Below are 19,148 nucleotides of genomic sequence, written 5' to 3' on the forward strand. Positions count from 1 at the left end.
ACTTGGCCTTAATAAACCGTTAGTTAGCCCTAGAGAATTGATGTGCTTACAACTGCAACTCTTCCCAAAAACCAACTTTCCAAACCCAACGGAAAGACTGAAGTAGTCCGAGTGCGCCTAACCACCTTGGAAAAGGCAGATTTAGTGAAACGTGCCGCAGAATCAGGTGAAAAAAGCCTGTCTGACTACTTGCGCAAACGCGCCTTTAGCCTTGACCGTACAGTCCCCGCGATCGATGAAGCAACTTGTGCCCAACTGCGAAAAATGAGCGCGCACATTTGCCAAATGACCAGAGGTGTAGAGACAGCAGTAAAAGCAGGAAAGTTACCCAAACAAAGCCTAGAACTTCTGCAAAAATTCAGCAGAATGCTAGGCGAATATCACCAAGAACTAAGAGGCAAAGTCAGGAGAGAACTTTTGAGCGAAACCTGCGAACAAATACCCCCGCTTGTGGATTACCAATAAAGCGATCGCTCAACTAGCCAATAGTCTTGTTTGACAATCTCAAGTGCTGCTGAAAGTTCAAGCTAAAACCTAATGATAACCTCAATTTTTCTCGTAGGAGGTGAGAAAAAATGGCGGCAAAACTCTCAACTAAACCCAACTCCAAAAGACAATTTTCTGCCCCAAAACGTACTTGGTCTGTCCTAACAGCCACAGATCCCAAACACGTCAAAAAACTGGAACACATTCAGGAAACCCTCGATGCTGCCATAGAAACAATCCAAGAAGAAGGTGGCATTGAGGACTGGGAAGATTTCAAAAACTTCGTTGAATCCTTCAACAAACGACCCGACAGAATCAATGATTCTGGCAATCAGAAAGCTAGTGTCAGCATGGATTTAGTTACTGAAGGAAAAGGAGGCGAGGTGTCTGGCTTTGTTTTCTATTTAACTAAAGACCCCAGCCAGAGAACCAGCGGTGTCTATTTAGTTAAAAATTTGAAACAGGCTGGCGTTGAAACGAAAGACAATAACAATTACTATACTCCATCCCAAATTATGGACTTAATCGGGCTGGATGCCAGTGATGAATTAGAGGAGGACGGCATTTCCGAAGAATTTGATGAGGAACTAGATGATGAATTGGAAGATGACTTAAGCGATTTAGAACTAGATGATGAATTGGAAGATGACTTAAGCGATTTAGAAGAAGATGCAGACTTTCCCAGCCACCATACGCAAACTCGCAAGTCATCGCAGTCCAAACGCCAGCTAGGAAAGTCAGTAGCTTCTCAAAAAAATGCCAGCAAAACGCAAAAAAAGGAGGAAGAAGATAATATTGAAGAACTACTTTCTGATGATGAAGATACTCCTATCTCCAATGGTGTATTGGGCAAGATAGCTAAAAATCGCCGCGTTATAACTCAGAATGATAACGGACAAATCAAGCAAAAACTTGCTGAACAGCCCGACGCAAAATATCCCTTCCTCGACACCCTTGAAACTGTTCTAAAAGAAACCGATCGTCAAGGTGCAAGTGTCGCTTCTATGGGAAGCGAAATTAACGGCTTAACCGTAAGTGGCTTAACCGTCCAAACTGTCTCTTTAATGGGTCTACTTGGAGCCAAGAGTATTGGAGATCTAATTGATTACATTGAACGAGCGAGGGAAAAGGAACAGGCAGAAAAACTCGAAAAAATTCTCGAACAAATTGACTCATTAAACGATCGCGCCGACCGAGTTGCGACTCGTGCTAAACACGCTGATGTCATTTCCGGCATAGAGGCGATAGATACACGCACTGAAAAACTGGCTGAACGGGCTAAGCAGGTATTAGAACCGCCTGCTGCAACTGAACCCGAGGAATTGGAAACGAGCCAGCCTCAGAGAAGCGAGCGCGACATTGAAGCCAAGGTCACCGAGGGAGTTAAAATCAACAATCCCGAAACCAAGGCAGCTCAAATTGGCGAAAAGATTGGCGATCTAGAGAGCAAGCTCAACCCAAACTCCCAGAAATCTAAGCCTCTACAGCTCGATAAAGATACCAGCATCAGCGAACAGTTAGACCAAATTCAAGACTATTTAGGCCACCTCTCAAAGAGGTTGGATCGCCTTGAAAGTATCGTTGACAAACTGGAACATAAAATGACCGTTCAGATGCCTGTTGAATCAGAATTTAATCCTAATTCACAAGGACCAGAAACTCGTCAAAAAATTCAGCCAACCGTTACTGCACCTAACAGTATCGACAAGGAGGAAAGCGAACCAGAGGATCTTCTTAGTAAAATGGTAGCTCAAACAAAAGTACAGCAGCAGCGAGAAACTGTAGCAGATTGCTTGGTCAATTATGCTTTCGCTACGGGGCAGTCTCCCCAATCGGGTATTGCTTTTGATGGTGGCGGCAGCTTGAATGTAACTGCTGAAAACAACGAAGTTAAAGTTGTTGTAAAAGGCAGCGATAATACCGAAATTTTTTCGGGAACCAAGAATGGATCTCGCTGGAAATTTGAGCCGGATCGGGACAAACTAACTCCTGAAGAAAGAGAAGCCATTTTCAAATTGCCTCAGTCGGAAGAAGAATACAACAAGCTAGCAACTGCCCAGGCTTTAGTTGAAAAGTTTCAGGACACCTTCCCCAAACGCTTTAGCGGGGAAAAAGATCCAGTGTTTCCTTGGAAAGAATCGCGTCGCGAAGACGGCACGACCGGGGCAGTCAAATACGAATTTGAAATCCTGGATCTGCCAGACGGGTCAAAACAACTGATAGGAACTGACCCCCGCCAAGGTGACGCACAAGTGTTCGATGCCGTTCTGGTCAAAGGAAAGCCACCAGAGGTTCGGCAGTGCCACATTGCTGTTGAAGAAATGGAAGCTGTAGTCGGCTCCCCAGAGCCACAAAAAACTCAATTTAGAGATTCTCAAGCATCTAAAGACTACAACTATACCTCGCCAGGACGCAAAGAACAGTCGCGAGAAGACCGCAACGAATTGCAAGCTTAAACCACTTTGAGGAAAAATTCAATGCAAAACGATTACTTGAACAACAACTACCGCTCTCATAACGATCGCGCAAGGGTTACTAACCTAGGCATTACCCACAAGCGCCGCAGCCATTTTAGCACATTCATGCGTAAATTCAAGCTCAATAACGCCGATTTAGCCTTCATTGCAATTTGCCTAATTGCAGCCATTTATCTAACTCTTGTCCAGCCCTTATTTGTCAGCGTATTTAGCTGTGCATCTCTGGTGTTCTTCGGACTATGGCAAATTACCCGCAGCGTTCCCATCCTCGAAAAACTGCTGGGCAGCAAAATTCGCTTTTGGCATTTAGCTGTCGCTGTCATAACAGTAACAATGTTCCTGAATAACTTTCAGACCCCAGCACAAGCCATTTTTCTAAGCGGTCTCCAAGCGTTTATGACCAATCTAGCAAGCGAAGCTGGAGCAGCAGGAGGAGGAACAGCCATTGACGAATCAACGATCGTTTTAATTTTCAATGCCATTCGAGGCGTATTTCTCTTGCTAGTAGCCGCCGCAGCTTTATTCGCTTACAACCAAGCGCAACAAGGCAATGATTGGCGTCCAATTGTCACCCAAATTGCCCTCGCCTTCGGCATTGTGATTGCCATAGACGTAATAACGTTCTTGTTCGTCGGCGACGGCAGCGGTACTACAGCCGGCTTGGTTCCCAACCTTCCTCCGCTGGGAGTGATTACAAGTCTGACCTTTTGGAACTAAGAAAAAGGAGTCACCAATGGCTTTGCAAGATCCCGAAAAAGACTTTATCAGAGTCAATAAAATCCTGGGCAAACAAGCAAGTATCGGGTTTATTCCAGCCAATCAAATTCTACCTTGGTGCTTCTTGACCGCCATTGCATACATCTTAACGATGGGTCTATTTAGCCTGGGACTGGGTTGGTTCTTCACTGTCTCGCTTTGGCTGATTGTAAGCTGGTGGCTCCTAACAGGAAATCAACCCCACCTTTTTACTGACAAGTTCCGCAAGCCCCCCGGAGATGAGTGGTGCAGCGGCGACAGCTTCTATATTTCTCCCATCTCTTCCCTGCGCCCTCCTAGCATCCAAGGCAAGCCTTACGATTCGCAAATGCGAGTCAAATTGAAGCCCAAAATTGTACCCAATCAATATGGTGGAAGGAGCAAATTTATGCCTTTCCAAAATGAAATTAACCTCTGCTGTTTGGTGGAAATTGAAAAAGATGGCAGGCAAGTGTCTGGGATGCTCCTCAATAACGGGACTAACTACCAACTGGTATTTGGATTCCGCCTCCGAGGGCTTCACAACCTACTGTTTAGGAACGAAGTGTCGGCATTTGCAGCTTCTCTTGAAGAAGGAATGAAAGACATCCCACCCAGTGAAAAAATTACTTTCTGCGCCGGCTGTTACAGCAGTGATGCTGCGAGGCAAAAAGAGTTAGAGCAATTGGCTGACACCGCTGAACTCCAACCTGTATCTGTACTGCTCCGAAACGAACAGTACCGCCTCCGCCAACAAACTCATCAAGGTACCAGGCAGGTATGGGAGCAAATTGCTTTCTGTACTTGGACGGCCGATAACGAAGGCGAAACCATCTCCAGGGATTTCATTGGCAAAGCCATTGATGGGGTCAAAAAATTGTGCGATTCGATTGTGGAAACCATTGCGGGCAACACGCGAATTTACAGAGAGCAATTTTACACGAAACTGCTACTCAACTCTTTTGAACAAGGATTCCTCCGCTGGGAAATTCTCCTGAATACCAAAATGGGACTCGAAATTAGTCCCATGAATTCATCTGAACTTTGGGAGTGGCTGTGGCAGCGATTTAACAGCAGTAAACCACCGCAAATCCCTCAAGTTGTTAAACTTGAAGAAACGCCTTCTGGCTATCAACTCAGCGAAATTAAGACGACTGACAAACACATTTGTACAGTTTTGATTGAAGGAACGAATGGCGTATCCTCCTGCCCAGAACACCGCAAGAGCAACAACCGCGTCTATCTGACGGGAAAGGGAAAAGAATGCGCTGTTCTGACAATGTATGACGCGCCCGCAGGCTGGATTAATACCCGCCAGCAATTGAAATGGATTTGGGAGGTGATGTCCTCAAGCTACGTCCGCGATACAGAAGCTATTGTAGAAATTAGCGCCGGAAATTCCCTTGTAATTAATGATAATTTGGCCCGACAAGCGAAAGGAGCAAAAGCCGCTAGCAGCAGAGCTATAACTAAAGGGCAAGGGCGCGATATTGGCGCTGAAATTAAACAGGAGGAATCTTTCGACGCCCAGCGTCGGCTTTACCAAGGAGCCGTACCCCTCAATGCAGCCGTTGCCTTTTTAGTGTACAGAAACACTGCGGAAGAATTAAGCCAAGCCTGTAACGTACTCTCTAATAGTTTTGGAACTGCGAAAGTCATCCGCGAGCGGAACGTTGCCTGGGATATTTGGCTGCAATGCCTGCCCATTACTTGGAAATGGTTGCTGCATAGCGGTTCATTTTTGAGCGAACGCCGCCTCACCCTCGACACTGAAACTGCTGCTGGAATTCTGCCACTAACAGTTCCCCGCGATTTGGATAAAAAAGGAGTTGAATTTATTACCCATCGAGGCGGAAAGCCAATTTTTATTGACTTGTTCTACAGCCAAATTAGCCGCGCTTTAATTACTGGCGAATCTGGTTCAGGCAAGAGCGTTTTGGGGTGGCGTTTTACCGCTGAAGCTCTGGCGAATAATATCCCTGTTGTCGGGATGGACATCAGCAGCGGGGGTAACAGTACCTTCAAAACCGCGATCGAACTTTTGGGCGACCAAGGCGCATATTACGACATCAGTCAAGGATCTAGCAATTTAGTAGAACCGCCAGACCTCCGCAAGTTCGACAAAGCCGAAAGAGAGCGGCGGATGGAATCTTGGAAAGAATTTATCCGCAAAGCTCTGGTGGCGATCGCAATGGGCAAAATTCACCATCCCCACTTAGCCCAGCGGGTAGATTCAATTATCCTGCGAATGCTCGATATGTACCTTAGAGATCCAGAAATCATCGCTCGCTACAACAAGGCATTTGAAAGAGGGTGGCAATCTCCCGAATGGCAGCAAATGCCAACTCTCCAAGATTTGCTGAGGTTTTGCAGCAAAGAAAGGCTCAACCTCAAATCGTTTGAAGAACTGGATAGGCTAGCCATCAATCAAATCCTCAGCCAAGGAAATGCTTTGCTAACATCCCGCTTGGGAAAAGCGATCGGTCAGCCCAGCACGTTTTCGCCGGAACCTGCTGTTAAGTTTTTTGCCCTATCGGGACTGTCTAACGAACAAGATGCCTATTTAATGGCAATTAACGCCCATGCTGCTTGCATCCGCAACGCTCTTTCTCACCCCAAAAGCTTATTTATTGGAGATGAATTGAGCGTCCTACTCAAAAAAGATGGTTTTGCATCAGTTGTCGGCGAACTCTGCGCCACTGGCAGAAAAGATGGCATAGCTGTCTTGCTATTGAGCCAAGATTTTGATGCTATCTGCGAATGTTCCGCAGGAACACAAATTCTGCAAAATATGGTCTACCGAATTACCGGAAGAATAACCAATTCTGGGGTGGCAGCCGCTCACAAATATTTGGGGTACGACCCGCAAATTATCAGTTCAAATGCAACGGAATCTTTTCTGCCAAGAGCTGCTGACCTCTACTCGTGCTGGCTGATTGAGAAAGGAGGAAGATTTTGGCGATCGCGATTCTACCCCGGAGAGATGATGTTGGCATCAGTTGCTAACAATCAAAATGAAAAAGAAGCCCGAGATCGCATCATGGCTCAATATCCTCCTACCCTCAAAGGGCAGCTTCAAGGGCTAAAGCATTTCACCCAAGAATACATTGCAGCAGTGAAAGAAGGAAAAGGCTTTGACCACATTGGTCAAAATTTAGAAATTACTACCATAGCTGCCAATGCTCAGCAAAAAATGGCATCCGACTTTCACAGCAACAATTCTCAATTTTTTGCAAAAATACCAAAATAACTCGCATGAAATACCGACTTCAATTGATGCAGCAACCTGCTACAAAACTAGCAGCAGTTTCCCTGTTAGCCAGCTTGGAATTAATCGTTCAAGTCACGCCAAGTTTAGCTCAAGCAACTCCTCCTTTCGTGCCCGGTACACAAGAAGCGGCCGTGAAAGCTCCAACCCCAAGCGTTTTCGTACCAAATACACAAGAATCGGCTGTGAGATATCCAGCCCCAACTGCAGGAAGTTTCTTAGCTCCCATTGAAGATGTTTTCAAACAAGTCAACGATTTTATCGGCGACATCCAAGGTTTCGTGCAAAACGAGCTATTTGGCTCTTTAAACGAACTCCTTTCCTCTTCTCTCGGAGCTATCCAAATTCCTGATTTGAGCCAAGTCAGCAGCCAAATTATTAAAGCTCCAACGTCCCAGACAGAAGGAACGAAACTGTCAGATTTACTCGAAACTAAGTCGAGCAAATTAGACGGCAAAGGTTCATATACCATCATGTCTGACTTAGACGCTCAAGCTCAGCGCAGCGCCGCTATCGGCATAGCTGACGGAGCAACCCTCAGCAAAGAAGCTCAAAACAACAGCTTCCAAGTGTTAGAAGCAACTCGACAAGATACCGAACAAAACGTCCAATTGGGCGAAGAATCGCAGAGCCTCGACGTTACTCAACAAATTCTCCAAAACCTCTCGCAGCAGACCGCATTGGGCGCACAAGTCCAGATGCGAAATTTACAGGAAGCTCAGCAAGCTCGCACAGATCGGGCCATTAATAACGTGCTGCTGTCGCAAGCTGCTAAGGAAATATCCGCGCTCAACACGGGCGATCGCCGAGGCAGCACTGCGTCTGGAAACCAAGCCAGCTACCAGGCGGGAATGCTGATGCTCCCCGGCGGCGGCTACTTGGGAAAACCGAGTGGCAGCAGCACAACCCCGATTTCAGCTAACAGGTTCGTCGCTCCCGATTAATGCTCCGAGCAGCTAAATTGAATCGGCGATCGTCTCTTGGCTTAGCAAAGATTTTGACAACACAAATTGAGCGTAGCTGTTGACTGTATCGCTCTAAAAAAAATTGTCAAGCATCGCTCTTAAAAAGTTTGTCAAGCGCTTCTAACACGGCTGGCTTGAATGCAAAGTTGGGGAGCAAGCAGGCATCACCGATGACTATTGCCTAGTTTGCGTGCAGACTGACCGTGTTGTTGAATACAAATTTGAAGTTTTTCCCTAAAAACAAATGATGGAATTTCTAGCACAAATTACACCACCGACGAGTGGCGCAGAAGGGTCATCCTTGGACATTGTTAGCGAGTCAATTAACCTGGCTAAGACTACCTCAGAATCTTGGGACAAAGTTTGGATTAGCACGATTGACCCGATCGCTTCTGGGCTGTGGGTCGGTTTAGTATCGCTCGGCATCACCCTAGCAGCCGTCAGCATCCTCTTCTTAACTCTAAGCAGCGGGAAAGACATTATCGAAAAGCAGTCATGGTCAGAACTGGCAGCACTGTTCGTCTGGCCGCTCGTCATCATGCTGTTCCTCGGCGCTAACGGCAAATTGCTAGCAAATACCGTCATTTTTACCAGGAGCTTTGCTTACAGGCAAGTCCAAGGTGTCCTCGAAGCGCAACTAGGAGAAATGACATTTAGGGACGCGATCGCCAACGTCACTATCAGCAACATCGGCCGGCAACAACTAGAAAATCTCTACGGCGAATGCCGAAATAAAGTAGGAGAAGAGCTGGTTACTTGCTGGAATTCCAAGCAAGAAGCTGCTCAGAAAATTGTTAGCGAAGCTGAAAGGCAAGCCGCCGGCTCAGCCCCTCTGCAAGCGCTGCGGGCTTTTGCTGAAATCCTCTGGAATAATAGCTTGCCCGGCGCTGCTCAAGATGCCGCGACTTTTATAACTGACCCCGGTTCAGTGTTTAGAGAAAAAGCAGTGCCAATCATCCGATTCATTCTGTATAGCATCCAGTGGGCGTTTGTCAACATCCTGGAAGCAGCGCTCTTACTAACAGCACTCTTTTCCCCGATCGCGATGGGGCTGTCGCTACTTCCCTTGCAGGGCCGACCGATTTGGGCTTGGGCAACTGGATTTCTGAGTTTATTTGGCGTCCAACTTGGATATAACATCGTCGTCGGATTGGCAGCCACCGTGCTAGTCAATTCTGGAGCCGAATTAGCTAGCGATGTTGCCTTTCTCTTTTTAATCAGCATTTTCGCACCCGGATTAGCTCTATTAATCGCCGGCGGAGGAGGAATTGCCCTGTACAGCGGCATCGCTAGCAATGCCAAACAACTCATCGATGTTTTGAGCAACGCTATAGGAGCAGCCGCTAATTTGGCAATGAACAAAGGATTTAAGTGATGTCACTAATTACCGAAAGATTTTATGAAACTACAAAGATTTTCACAAACTGCATTGTTGCCAGAAGCTAAAAATCTACTGGCATTGTGCTTCCTCATCTTAACTGGAGTGAATATCCTCTCCCTAATTCTGCACCTGTTCGTCGCGTACCGAATCAACTCGGTAGCTGCTATGAAGACAACGCAAGTCCAGCTAATCAACGGTCAAACTTACTATGTAGCGGAACGAGATCGGTTTTTTCGGTATCCCTCAGTTATCCAAAATTTTGTCAAAACTTGGGCAGAGTTAACCTTCAATTGGGACAATAAAATACCAGGAACTAACGATACAGATTCAGGAATTAAAGTCAATTCCAAACGAGTTCCTACCAGCAGTTATTTTGCTTCGTTACTCCTAGAACCCAATTTTGGCAAAGCTTCTCTCCCTGACATAGCTGAACTCGTCCCCAATAAAGTTTTTACGGGTCAATTGCGAGCAACTGTCATCATTTCTTTTTTATCCGAACCCAGAGAAGTCCGTCCGGGCGAATGGGAAATTGACATGATTGCTACCCGGTTGCTCGTCGATCGCACGTCAGGAATCGATGAAAGAATTCCTTTCAATCGCACTTTCCGAATCAAAGCTGTAGAAATCCAAACCCCGCCGCTAGGTAGCCAAGCCTCAGCTTTTGAACAAAAAGTTTATGAGCTTCGCTCGGCGGGCCTAGAAATCAACAAAATTACCGAATTTAAACCCAATTAATAGCAGGTAAAAACATGAACGAAACAGAACTTCAAAATTGGCGCGAATTTGATGGCGAACCCGATGAAATTGAAGAAAGTTCCTACAGTACGCCGCCTAGCAGCACAACTAGCCACCCTTTTAATGGCAACAACTCCTCTAATGGAGCTAATAACTTTTCCAACAGTTTTAATGGCAACAACTCCTCTAATGGAGCCAATAACTTTTCCAACAGTTCTAACGGTTTTCAGGCAGCTAACGCTTCTAATGGCGCTAGCAGCAATGGTAAAAAGTTGAGCCGTGAGGAGGAAAGAGAATTAGCTGGACATGACGGAGAAACCGATGAATTATTGACCTCTGAACACAGAATTAAACAGGACAACGAAGGAGCAGAAACTCATCCTGTTTCTGAGAAGCCCGAAGTTCGGACGTTTTCAGTATTAATGGGTACTGGCGCAGTTCTCGGCATCTTGGGATTCTTTTGGTTTGTGTTCTTTGCTCCTAAACCTGTCCGCCAACAGGCAAAGACGCCGAACCCTAAACCGACTCAAGTTTCTAAAGACGAGTCAGGAGAACTAAAAAGCCGGCTGGCATTTCAAGATCAGCAGCGGGCGCTAGAAGTTCAGCCGCCTGAACCTAAAAATCGATCGACCCCTGCTTCCAAACCGACGCCTGCACCAAAACCTGCACCAGCCGCTAGAAGGTCTCAAACCCCGAGGCCGGTTCAAAACTTTAATCCGCCACCGCCAAGGACTGTACAGACCATTCCTCCTCCACAGCCGCCGTTACCGCGCCCTGCACAGCCACCTGCACCGCCCCCGCCTCGCCCTCGTCCGACGCCATTACCGCGCCCTGTGCCGCCACCCGCACTGCTGGCACTTCGACCTGCGCCACCACCCCGGTCGCCTTCACCAGAAAAAGTAGACCCTTACGAGCGCTGGGCGCAATTAGCTTCTCTGGGGCAAAGCAGAGGTCAAGCAATTAAAGAGCTAAATGCTGGAGGTATTTCTGCCAGTTCCGCAACTTTTCCTAGCGCAATCGCGCCGGGGATGACAGCGGCAAGCTACCCTGCCGTGCCGCCAGCAATGCCAGTATCGGCACCGCCCCCCAGTGCAGTAGCAATTGCGCCAGTAGCAGCACCGGTACCATTGTCCCAACAGCAGCCGGTGCCGCCGATTTCTCAAAACCCGCAGCCAGTGCTAGTCAGTTCGCCAAAAAGCCCACAATCGGCTGCACCAATGCAAGAGATACCCGCGATCGCAATTGGAGCTGCTGGCTCGGCTGTAAACGCCAAGGTCATGAGTCCTGGAGAAGCTGGAATCCTCAACCGCACGACCGCCGACGAAAACACTGAAGGCAGCACAGCAATGAGAGAGATAGCCATCGGGTCATCTGCTCTTGCCAAGGTAATCGTGCCGATGATTTGGGACGAAGCAGGCCAAAGCCCAACAGCCGGAAGGTTTGCCGTCCAATTGACCGAGGACGTGATAGCAACTGACGGGGCGATCGCCTTACCATCTGGCACCGTCTTAATCACTCAAGTAGAAAATGTCACGCGCGGAAATCGCCTGGTTTCTCAAAGCGTGGTGGCGCTTGTTTACCCCGATTCTGCTGGCCGCATCCAACAAGTACCCATTCCTCCCGGATACTTAATCGTTCGCGGAACCGATAACCAACCTCTCATTGCCGACAGTTTATTTGACAGAGGTTCTGAAATAGCCAAGGCTGATATTTTAGTGGGAATTCTCGGCAGCTTGGGGCGGGTAGGAGAAATAATTAATCGACCCGCCCAAGAAAATTTCAGCCAGCAGAGCGGCTTTTTTGGAAGTACGGCTATTAAAACAACAACCTCGCGTGAACCCAACATCCTAGCAGCCGCTTTAGAGGGATTCTTTACACCTACTGCCCAACGGCTGCGAGAAAGAGCGGATCGCGACGCGCAAGAACTTTTGAAGCGAGGCAATGTGGCGATCGTACCAGAAGGAACTCAAGTTTCAGTATTTGTCAATGCCTTTGTCACAGTGCAGAGATAACGGAGTTGACATCTTCCCCGCCCTAAAGGAACGGAGATTCCAAGAATCACTTCTTGGACTCCCTCTTTCCATGACTCGGCTTACTCACACCGGGCTTTATACAAAAATCTTGGAGGTAATATAACCATGAAAAAACTCACTCGAAAAATTCGTCTGGCTTTACTTTCTCCTGCCTTACTAATTGCCACTGCATTCAGCAATGTCAATATTGGGCAAGCTCAAGCATCGGCGCTAAAAATTGTAGGAAGAGATGCAGCAACAAATGCAACTACCAACCTTCAAGTATGGTCTGGTCGTTCCAGCGTTATTGACTTTAGCCAGACTGGTGAAGTCATTACGTACATCCGGTTGGCAGATCCGTCCAGGGCTGTCTTTAACACTGATGCTGAATTAAAAACTAACCAAGCTAGAACCATATTTGTCCAACCGATTCAACCCTTACAATTTCCGGGCGCTACAACAGCAAACATTACTAACCTGTTCATTAAAACTCGCTCTCCTGAAGGAATTGAACGCCTTTATACTTTCAATGTCGTTCACCGGGACGGGCAACCTACTAATAATGGCATTGCCATCTCTACGGTAGTGCCCGGGCAGGAGCCAAGCGTAACTTTAGCAGACAATCGAACGGCGGCGCTCAGGGACATCGAAGGGGGATTAGACATTGCCATCCGAAGAGGTTACACGCCTCCCAATGATCCCGTTGTTTTCAAAGTTCGAGAGTTCATCGCTCTAGCTCGAAATGGCACAACTATTGCTAAAGCTGCTGAGAAAACTAATCTATCAATGTCTGTTGTTATTTCACTAGGGCAGTTAGGGTTGAGCCGCGAACCTTTGTTTGAAATTCCAAAAACGCCATCTCAAAAGCTCTCCCTTTAACTCGAACTCTAGGAAATTAAATCCGTTTGCTCAACCAAAAATTTCAACTTCGTATCAAGCAATAGTCCGGACAGTTTTTAGCTCAAAGCCTGAAATCCTTGATTTTTTGTTGGTAGTTTTGCTTTGAGCTCGGGCTAAAACCCGCATTCTATGGTTGACACTCTAAAACTGTCCGAAGTGATGTTCCCGTTCCATATTCAATTAATTATTCCTATCGAGCATTACTCACCGCACGCGATTGCTAAATCCTACCTCAATTCAGCAACACAAAACTTGGTTATTTTACTCTAAGTTTGACCTCAGTTCCTACTTTCCCATCTCAAATTTATCGGTCATTTTTTAGGAACTATCTCATTGAAGCTATAGCTATAGATAGGGGTTCAGCCACTTGTAAGTCTTCAATCAGATTATCAACCCACCCCTGATAAGAGATGTATGGCACCTTAAAAACAGGTCTTAACTCTTCCCAATCCTCCACTTGAAAAAGATAGGGCGCTAACTGTTCTAAGTAGGAACGACCGAACTGAAATTCCATGTCGAGATTCCGAATCTTCGACAGTAATTTTTCTGTAATAGAAGTTTTTTCAAAGATATCTAATTCGGAAATACCCTTAACTGCCATGCTGTCTATTAACAAGACATAAAGCCTTTTGCGGGATGTTATATCCGGTAATAAATCAGCTTTAATACGTTGTAAAAATAAGTCGCGCTTCTGAATTTGTTCGGCAGTTACCGTGGCCTTGAAATATTGAATAAATGGATCTTTTTCTCTTGTTAAGACGCTTTCCGATACTTCTGCTGTCGTGCTTTTTTTTTACGAGTGATCGCCTCATAGGGATCTTCATCCCCTTCCGCATATTGCATCAACTCTGTCATAGACCAACCGATCGCATAGGCAAACTGGACTAACTTTTGCAATCTGGGATCGGCTTTGCCCTCGCTCCAGTTCACCAGCGTGTTGAATGAAACTCCTGTAATCCTTCCTAGTTCCCTAGAACTACCAACGCGCTCATCCTCCACCAACGCCTCTATTAACTGACCGAGACGTTTCTGGATTCCACTATCGAACGCTAAATTTTCCTCTACTTTCGTTGACATTCCTGTTTTCTAATAGCTAAGGAGTTGCCACAGGCATAATTGTATCGCCTGTATTATACCAGAATAACTCGTTTTACAGTCAATAGTATGATTCGCCTAACTTAATCTAAATTCCAATCGCTAGCCTTAGAGGGGATAATGATAGCCACTAATACTTTGACCCAAAACGTAACAATTCTTTACTTGATAAAAGTTAAACTTGGCTATATGCTGGTTAAATGATAAATACTTTTATCACATCCTCTAAAAATTTGGCCTCACCCTAATCCTAGTCTGAATCGCAAGTGAGGCTATTCTACCAGTGGAAGAGATACAGTTGTACAGAAAAACAACCTTAGAATCCCCATTCTGATTTTTTTCTGAACTGAACTCTTCCCAGACATTAAACACCGACGGCTGTTTGACAGCGATCGCCACCGGAGCTACTGAAGTTGTCATCTGACTTAGAGTTAACTGCCAGATCGGGCAGACTCTTGACTGTACTTCCATCGGTCGGACTTAACCGACTTTTGATGGCGGTACATCACATCTATCGGCCGACTTGTTGGAGCCGACTCTTGATGATGGTACATCTCTGGCCGACTTGTTAGAGCCAGCTTTTGATGGTACATCTCTGACCGACTTGTTAGAGCCAGCTTTTGATGGTACATCTCTGGCCGACTTGTTAGAGCCAGCTTTTGATAGTACATCTCTGGCCGACTTGTTGAAGCTGCCTTGATGGTTTTTCCATATTAAACCATTAGAAGCACTGAATCAATAGGTATGTCTTATAATTTCTAGTATTTAAGACATTTGCTGCTCCAACATTCGGCTTCCTCTACCCTTTGGAATAGGAGCCAAAATGCACTACAACGACCTAAGCACCCGCCTGTACCAGGGCTTGTCGCGGATTCCTCAAGACTGGCAACTCTGCTTGCTCGACGGCAAGAAAGTCCCTCAAGGCACGGGCTGGCAGCAAAAACCGCTCAGTCCCGCCCAAATGAAAGAAGCTGTAACTCTTGGCCAAATGGTAGATAGAGCCGACGGCACTCAATACCGCTGCTACCCCAAAGGATATGGGTTGATCACTGGAACTGCGATCGCTGCCAACGGGAGCACCTACTATTTAATGGCAGTAGACCAAGACGGAGCTAGTGCTAGAGCGAAAATCCTTGAACTGTCCGATGGCGAAGAATTACCCCACACCGTCGCATTTACCTCCAATCGGCCCGGCCGCTGCCAATACCTATTCCTAGTCCCAGAACAATACGCCGGAGCTATCCGCACCAAAAAATTCCCCACAGACGCTATCGGAGACGACGGCAAAGGCGAACAGCTCGAACTCCGCTGGGCGGGGTTGCAATCTTGCCTGCCGAACAGCGTCCACCCGACTACTGGCGAGTACGTCTGGCTCAAAGGCTGCGCTCCCGATGAAACGAGCGTGGCATTAGCCCCCCAGTGGATCGTTGAACAAATGCTGACCGAACCGCTGGGGGAATCAGAAAATTCTGAACACCTCCCTCTAGAAAAAGCTCTAGAAGAAGCTGAAGCCAATTCTACCGCTCCCGCCCCCCGCCGGCCACACCTACACCGCACTCACCGCCCAGAACCCGAGTGGACTGATATCGATTGGGCGCTATCCTACCTAGCTGCTCTGTCTCCCGGCCGCGCCGATAACTACGACGAATGGTGCGTCGTGGGCATGGTTCTCAACTCCATCGATGATTCTCTCCTCTATGAATGGGACAAGTGGAGCCGCCAATCCCCCAAATACAAGCCGGGAGAATGCGACAAAAAATGGAGGAGTTTCAAAAGCAGTGGGGTGGGCATCGGCACGCTAGCGTACTGGGCGAAAGAGGATGGGTGGACTTCACCATTTAAGGGACACAGTGCAGCCGACAGTCAAAAAAATGGACAGCAGAAAGCAACTCAAAATTCCCAAAACATTAGCAATACGAGCGAACTAAATCCTGCTAACCAAATCTCTGAAGAGAGCGATCGCACGGGCGGCAGCGAACCTAATCCTGGTTCCTCTTCTAACGGCTCCGGTGTCAACAGATCCAACAACGATCACTACTTGTACAATCGCGTCACTGACATTATTAACAGTGAAATCAACCCGCCCCAACAGACAGCCGCTTTAATTGAACTATCCGCCCGTGAAAGGTTTCCTTTGAAAGGAGTAAAAGATTTAGCCACCGAAGTAGAAACTCATATTAGCTATGGAGAAACTCACGCACAAGAAGTTCAAAAACTCAAAAAAATCCTCAATTACCGCCAACAGCAACTAGACATCGCTCAAATTCTGCCCGCTCCTCTAGCCGCTTCAATTTTGACTAAAGCCGCTTCTGACCGCATCGACCCCATTTACATTTACCAGTACCTCCTCTCCGCTTGCGGTAGCCAAATGGGGGGGCATATTGGAATGATTGGCAAAGAAGGTGCAACAATAGCCGACAGTTGGGTAGAGTATCCTATCTTCTGGACAATGGTAGTTGCTTTAGCTTCGGCTGGCAAAAGCCAGACAATGCGCTCAGTTTTTGGCAGTGTCAAACAGCGTTACAAGCAAGCAAAATCCGCATATCGACGGCTCAAAGAACAGCTAGGAAAACTAGAAGAAGCGTGGCAACAAAAATCTACTCAAGAGAAAGAAAAACTCAAAAATAGCTTGTCAGATCCCGCAGTCTTTAAAGCTTCAATGCCTCCCCCCGTGCCCAAGCAACTTATTGAAGCAGGAAGTCCCGAAGGCGTTCTGCGGCGGATGAGCGAACTCCCGGTCAGGAGTGGCGGCGCTTGGGTTTTCGACGAATTGGTGCGGTTGTTGAAGCTGGATCAGTATAAAGACAAGGGGGGAGATACTCGGCAAATCCTGCTACAAATGTGGAACTCGCCTGCAGATATTGAATTTGAACGGGCTGACGATAAAGATGCCTTTGAACTTAAAGATTTGTGCTTGAATTTGACAGGGGCTACTCAATTATCCAAAGTCCAACAATTGTTTAGCGACCCCGACGACGGCGACGGGCTAATCAGCCGCTTTTTAATAGCGGTGCCGTCAACTCCTGATAACTTTGCAGTTTGGTCAGACTCGCAAGTTGCAATCTCCGGGGAATTGCAAGAATTGTACGACCACCTGCGATCGCTCCACGGCGATCTCCGAGAGCTAGCGGGGTTGTCTGCCGCGAGTGAAGGTGGAGAATTGCCCCCCGTTCTGCTGTCGTTTACGACCGAGGCTCATCTGCGGTGGAAGCGGTGGTGGGAAGAAGTCAGGCGCAACCAACAAGCAGTGGAATTTGAAGACCCAGCATTTTTTGCCTATTTGGGCAAAATGCTGTCTCAAACCTTGAGGTTAGCCCTCCTGCTGCACTGCATGGAATTGAAGTACGAAGAAAAGCCAGACCCGCTGCGCGTCGGCCTCGATACCTTAGAGCGGGCGATCGCGGCGGCTAAGTTCAGCATCGGGCAATTCCGCATCTTGCAAACGAATAACCACGCCTCCGATTCGGCCGGAGCCCATCTCTCCTTAATTTACACCTATGCCCTGCGGAAGGGGGAGGAGGTTTCAGCCGCTCAAATCCAGAACAGCGTCTTCAAACGGTGCAAGCGCAAACCCACATTAGCTGAAATTCGCTCCAACTTCGCCGTTCTCACAGAAAACGGGTATGCACTTCTCTCTGGCAAGGGAAAAGACCTCCGCATTCGAGCGCTTCCATTATCTAAAACTCGCGTCGGAATTCCGACAGATTCCGGCAAAAGTTCCGGCATCCCAGAAATGGCCCAAGCACTTGCCATGGTTAACGTTGAACCCCCTTTCCCCCGCTATTCCGGCAATTCCGACACTCCAGCGCGGCGCTCCGGCAATTTACAAGATGAATGGGTGAGTCCGGCATCATCCATGTGCGCCTCGGTATCGGAAGCTGCTACTGCGATGCCGACAGCGAGCGAATTGGAAATAGAAGAGGATTCGCCACCTGCTACTGCAATGCCGACAGCAAGCGAATTGAAAATAGAAGAGGAGTCGCCACCTGCTACCGCAGCGCCAACGGTGAGCGAATCAGAAATAGAAGAGGATTCGCCGCCTGCTCAAATGTGTCGGAATTGTCGGAATTCTGACATCGATGAGGTTTCAGAAGTTGAGCCAGAGCCAATTGTAGGCGATGAAAATCTGTCGGAAAATGGTCGGAACGAAGTCGGAATTTCCGACGAGTTAGGCGGTGAAGGAGACGATGCCAATAGTGAATGGAAGGGTGAGTTAGATCCAAGTGACGATACCAACAGCGAATGGAAGGGTGAGTTAGATCCAAGTGACGATACCAACAGCGAATGGAAGGGTGAGTTAGATCCAGGTGACGATTCAGACTTGGATAGCGACCCGCTATACGGCGATCGCGTGCCAAAACCGACTGCACCGCCCGACCGCATTGGCACTACGGAACTAGCACCTCCAGGCGCGTCTAGCGTCCGAGGCAATAGTGACAAGGAGGCTACCACAGTGAGCGATAGCCCCGATCTTCTGCCCAATCCCGCTATTCTACCCATCGAGCCGCAGACTTCCACAACACCTGCTGACCAACCTTGCCCCACTGTTGAACTGACCGAACGCCCAACCCTGGGCGAAAGTGAGGCGAGTTCCCCGTAACGACTTGCGTAGCCGAAAAACGGAATAATGACGCCTACAGGCAATTTGCGGATCGTGTTAGACAACGTGACTGTCCAAGTTGAACTCCATTTCTGTGGGATGGAAGGCCGCGCGATCGCGCGCCTCCTGTCAGCTTGTCGATGATGGAAAATTTTCCATTGCCTTTCTCACGGACGCACCACTCCGTAAAATCGGTAATGTCCGATTAATTTTTGATTAACCTCCGCGCCTACCGTCGCGGAGCAGCTAAAAAAGTCAGCTACTGAAACCACTCTCCGCAGAGAGTGCTAATTGTGACGACTGAATGCTCATCCGCCAATGTCCCGTTCGCATTGGCGCCCGTCACGCGCGAGGCGATCGCAAAGAAAGAAAACACAACTTTTCGCTTTCCTGAAACCGCTTAGATCCTTGTATAGCAGGCCGGAACCGTTGAATAAATTATCAGATTAGGTGGATTTCTCCTCAGTTAATCATCCAAAAGGATGAAGTTAATT

Annotated in this window: 13 protein-coding genes; 11 read left to right on the forward strand and 2 right to left on the reverse strand. The window is 47.6% G+C overall.

Features of this window, described 5'->3' with window-relative positions; all coding sequences use genetic code 11:
- The first annotated feature begins 42 nt into the window (after positions 1-42).
- The 9 genes from QUB77_RS14345 to QUB77_RS14385 all read left to right on the forward strand — a co-directional run bounded on the left by QUB77_RS14345 (position 43) and on the right by QUB77_RS14385 (position 12,938).
- Positions 43-465 carry a plasmid mobilization protein gene (locus QUB77_RS14345; RefSeq protein ID WP_333323147.1) on the forward strand — a complete coding sequence of 141 codons (423 nt, stop codon included), beginning with the start codon at positions 43-45 and terminating at the stop codon, positions 463-465.
- 110 nt (positions 466-575) lie between these two features.
- A complete protein-coding gene (locus QUB77_RS14350; RefSeq protein ID WP_333323149.1) occupies positions 576-2,942 on the forward strand; it encodes a hypothetical protein in 2,367 nt (788 codons plus the stop codon).
- Positions 2,943-2,963: 21 nt separating this feature from the next.
- Positions 2,964-3,680 carry a hypothetical protein gene (locus QUB77_RS14355; RefSeq protein WP_333323151.1) on the forward strand — a complete coding sequence of 239 codons (717 nt, stop codon included), beginning with the start codon at positions 2,964-2,966 and terminating at the stop codon, positions 3,678-3,680.
- Between the two features lie 16 nt (positions 3,681-3,696).
- A complete protein-coding gene (locus QUB77_RS14360) occupies positions 3,697-6,948 on the forward strand; it encodes a hypothetical protein (RefSeq protein ID WP_333323153.1) in 3,252 nt (1,083 codons plus the stop codon).
- Positions 6,949-6,953: 5 nt separating this feature from the next.
- Entirely contained in the window at positions 6,954-7,910 is a 957-nt protein-coding gene (locus tag QUB77_RS14365; protein WP_333323155.1) for a hypothetical protein, read from the forward strand.
- 265 nt (positions 7,911-8,175) lie between these two features.
- Positions 8,176-9,306 carry a hypothetical protein gene (locus QUB77_RS14370; RefSeq protein WP_333176470.1) on the forward strand — a complete coding sequence of 377 codons (1,131 nt, stop codon included), beginning with the start codon at positions 8,176-8,178 and terminating at the stop codon, positions 9,304-9,306.
- 24 nt (positions 9,307-9,330) lie between these two features.
- Positions 9,331-10,047 carry a hypothetical protein gene (locus QUB77_RS14375; protein ID WP_333176468.1) on the forward strand — a complete coding sequence of 239 codons (717 nt, stop codon included), beginning with the start codon at positions 9,331-9,333 and terminating at the stop codon, positions 10,045-10,047.
- A gap of 14 nt (positions 10,048-10,061) precedes the next feature.
- Positions 10,062-12,059 carry a hypothetical protein gene (locus QUB77_RS14380; RefSeq protein WP_333176466.1) on the forward strand — a complete coding sequence of 666 codons (1,998 nt, stop codon included), beginning with the start codon at positions 10,062-10,064 and terminating at the stop codon, positions 12,057-12,059.
- 126 nt (positions 12,060-12,185) lie between these two features.
- Positions 12,186-12,938, forward strand: a complete 753-nt coding sequence (locus QUB77_RS14385; RefSeq protein WP_333176464.1) for a hypothetical protein — start codon at positions 12,186-12,188, stop codon at positions 12,936-12,938.
- A 346-nt stretch (positions 12,939-13,284) separates the two neighbouring features.
- Here QUB77_RS14385 and QUB77_RS14390 read toward each other — a convergent pair whose 3' ends face one another.
- Together QUB77_RS14390 and QUB77_RS14395 are read right to left on the reverse strand one after the other, a co-directional pair.
- The gene (locus QUB77_RS14390; protein ID WP_333176462.1) at positions 13,285-13,560 is read right to left on the reverse strand and encodes a lipase; all 276 of its coding nucleotides are present in this window, start codon (positions 13,558-13,560) and stop codon (positions 13,285-13,287) included.
- A 152-nt stretch (positions 13,561-13,712) separates the two neighbouring features.
- A complete protein-coding gene (locus QUB77_RS14395) occupies positions 13,713-14,036 on the reverse strand; it encodes a helix-turn-helix transcriptional regulator (protein ID WP_333127736.1) in 324 nt (107 codons plus the stop codon).
- A gap of 544 nt (positions 14,037-14,580) precedes the next feature.
- Between QUB77_RS14395 and QUB77_RS14400 the strand changes: the two genes are divergently transcribed.
- Positions 14,581-14,754: a hypothetical protein gene (locus QUB77_RS14400; RefSeq protein ID WP_333176460.1), complete on the forward strand. Its 174-nt coding sequence runs from the start codon at positions 14,581-14,583 to the stop codon at positions 14,752-14,754.
- A 123-nt stretch (positions 14,755-14,877) separates the two neighbouring features.
- A complete protein-coding gene (locus tag QUB77_RS14405) occupies positions 14,878-18,654 on the forward strand; it encodes a DUF3987 domain-containing protein (RefSeq protein WP_333176458.1) in 3,777 nt (1,258 codons plus the stop codon).
- Positions 18,655-19,148: the final 494 nt, after the last annotated feature.

The organism is Microcoleus sp. AT9b-C3, assembly GCF_036705485.1.
In the GTDB taxonomy this organism is placed as follows: domain Bacteria; phylum Cyanobacteriota; class Cyanobacteriia; order Cyanobacteriales; family Microcoleaceae; genus Microcoleus.

Coding starts and splice junctions, on each gene's coding strand:
- QUB77_RS14350 (WP_333323149.1), top strand. CDS start 576: ATGGCGGCAAAACTCTCAACTAAACCCAACTCCAAAAGACAATTTTCT.
- QUB77_RS14355 (WP_333323151.1), top strand. CDS start 2,964: ATGCAAAACGATTACTTGAACAACAACTACCGCTCTCATAACGATCGC.
- QUB77_RS14360 (WP_333323153.1), top strand. CDS start 3,697: ATGGCTTTGCAAGATCCCGAAAAAGACTTTATCAGAGTCAATAAAATC.
- QUB77_RS14365 (WP_333323155.1), top strand. CDS start 6,954: ATGAAATACCGACTTCAATTGATGCAGCAACCTGCTACAAAACTAGCA.
- QUB77_RS14370 (WP_333176470.1), top strand. CDS start 8,176: ATGATGGAATTTCTAGCACAAATTACACCACCGACGAGTGGCGCAGAA.
- QUB77_RS14375 (WP_333176468.1), top strand. CDS start 9,331: ATGAAACTACAAAGATTTTCACAAACTGCATTGTTGCCAGAAGCTAAA.
- QUB77_RS14380 (WP_333176466.1), top strand. CDS start 10,062: ATGAACGAAACAGAACTTCAAAATTGGCGCGAATTTGATGGCGAACCC.
- QUB77_RS14385 (WP_333176464.1), top strand. CDS start 12,186: ATGAAAAAACTCACTCGAAAAATTCGTCTGGCTTTACTTTCTCCTGCC.
- QUB77_RS14390 (WP_333176462.1), bottom strand. CDS start 13,560: ATGGCAGTTAAGGGTATTTCCGAATTAGATATCTTTGAAAAAACTTCT.
- QUB77_RS14395 (WP_333127736.1), bottom strand. CDS start 14,036: ATGTCAACGAAAGTAGAGGAAAATTTAGCGTTCGATAGTGGAATCCAG.
- QUB77_RS14405 (WP_333176458.1), top strand. CDS start 14,878: ATGCACTACAACGACCTAAGCACCCGCCTGTACCAGGGCTTGTCGCGG.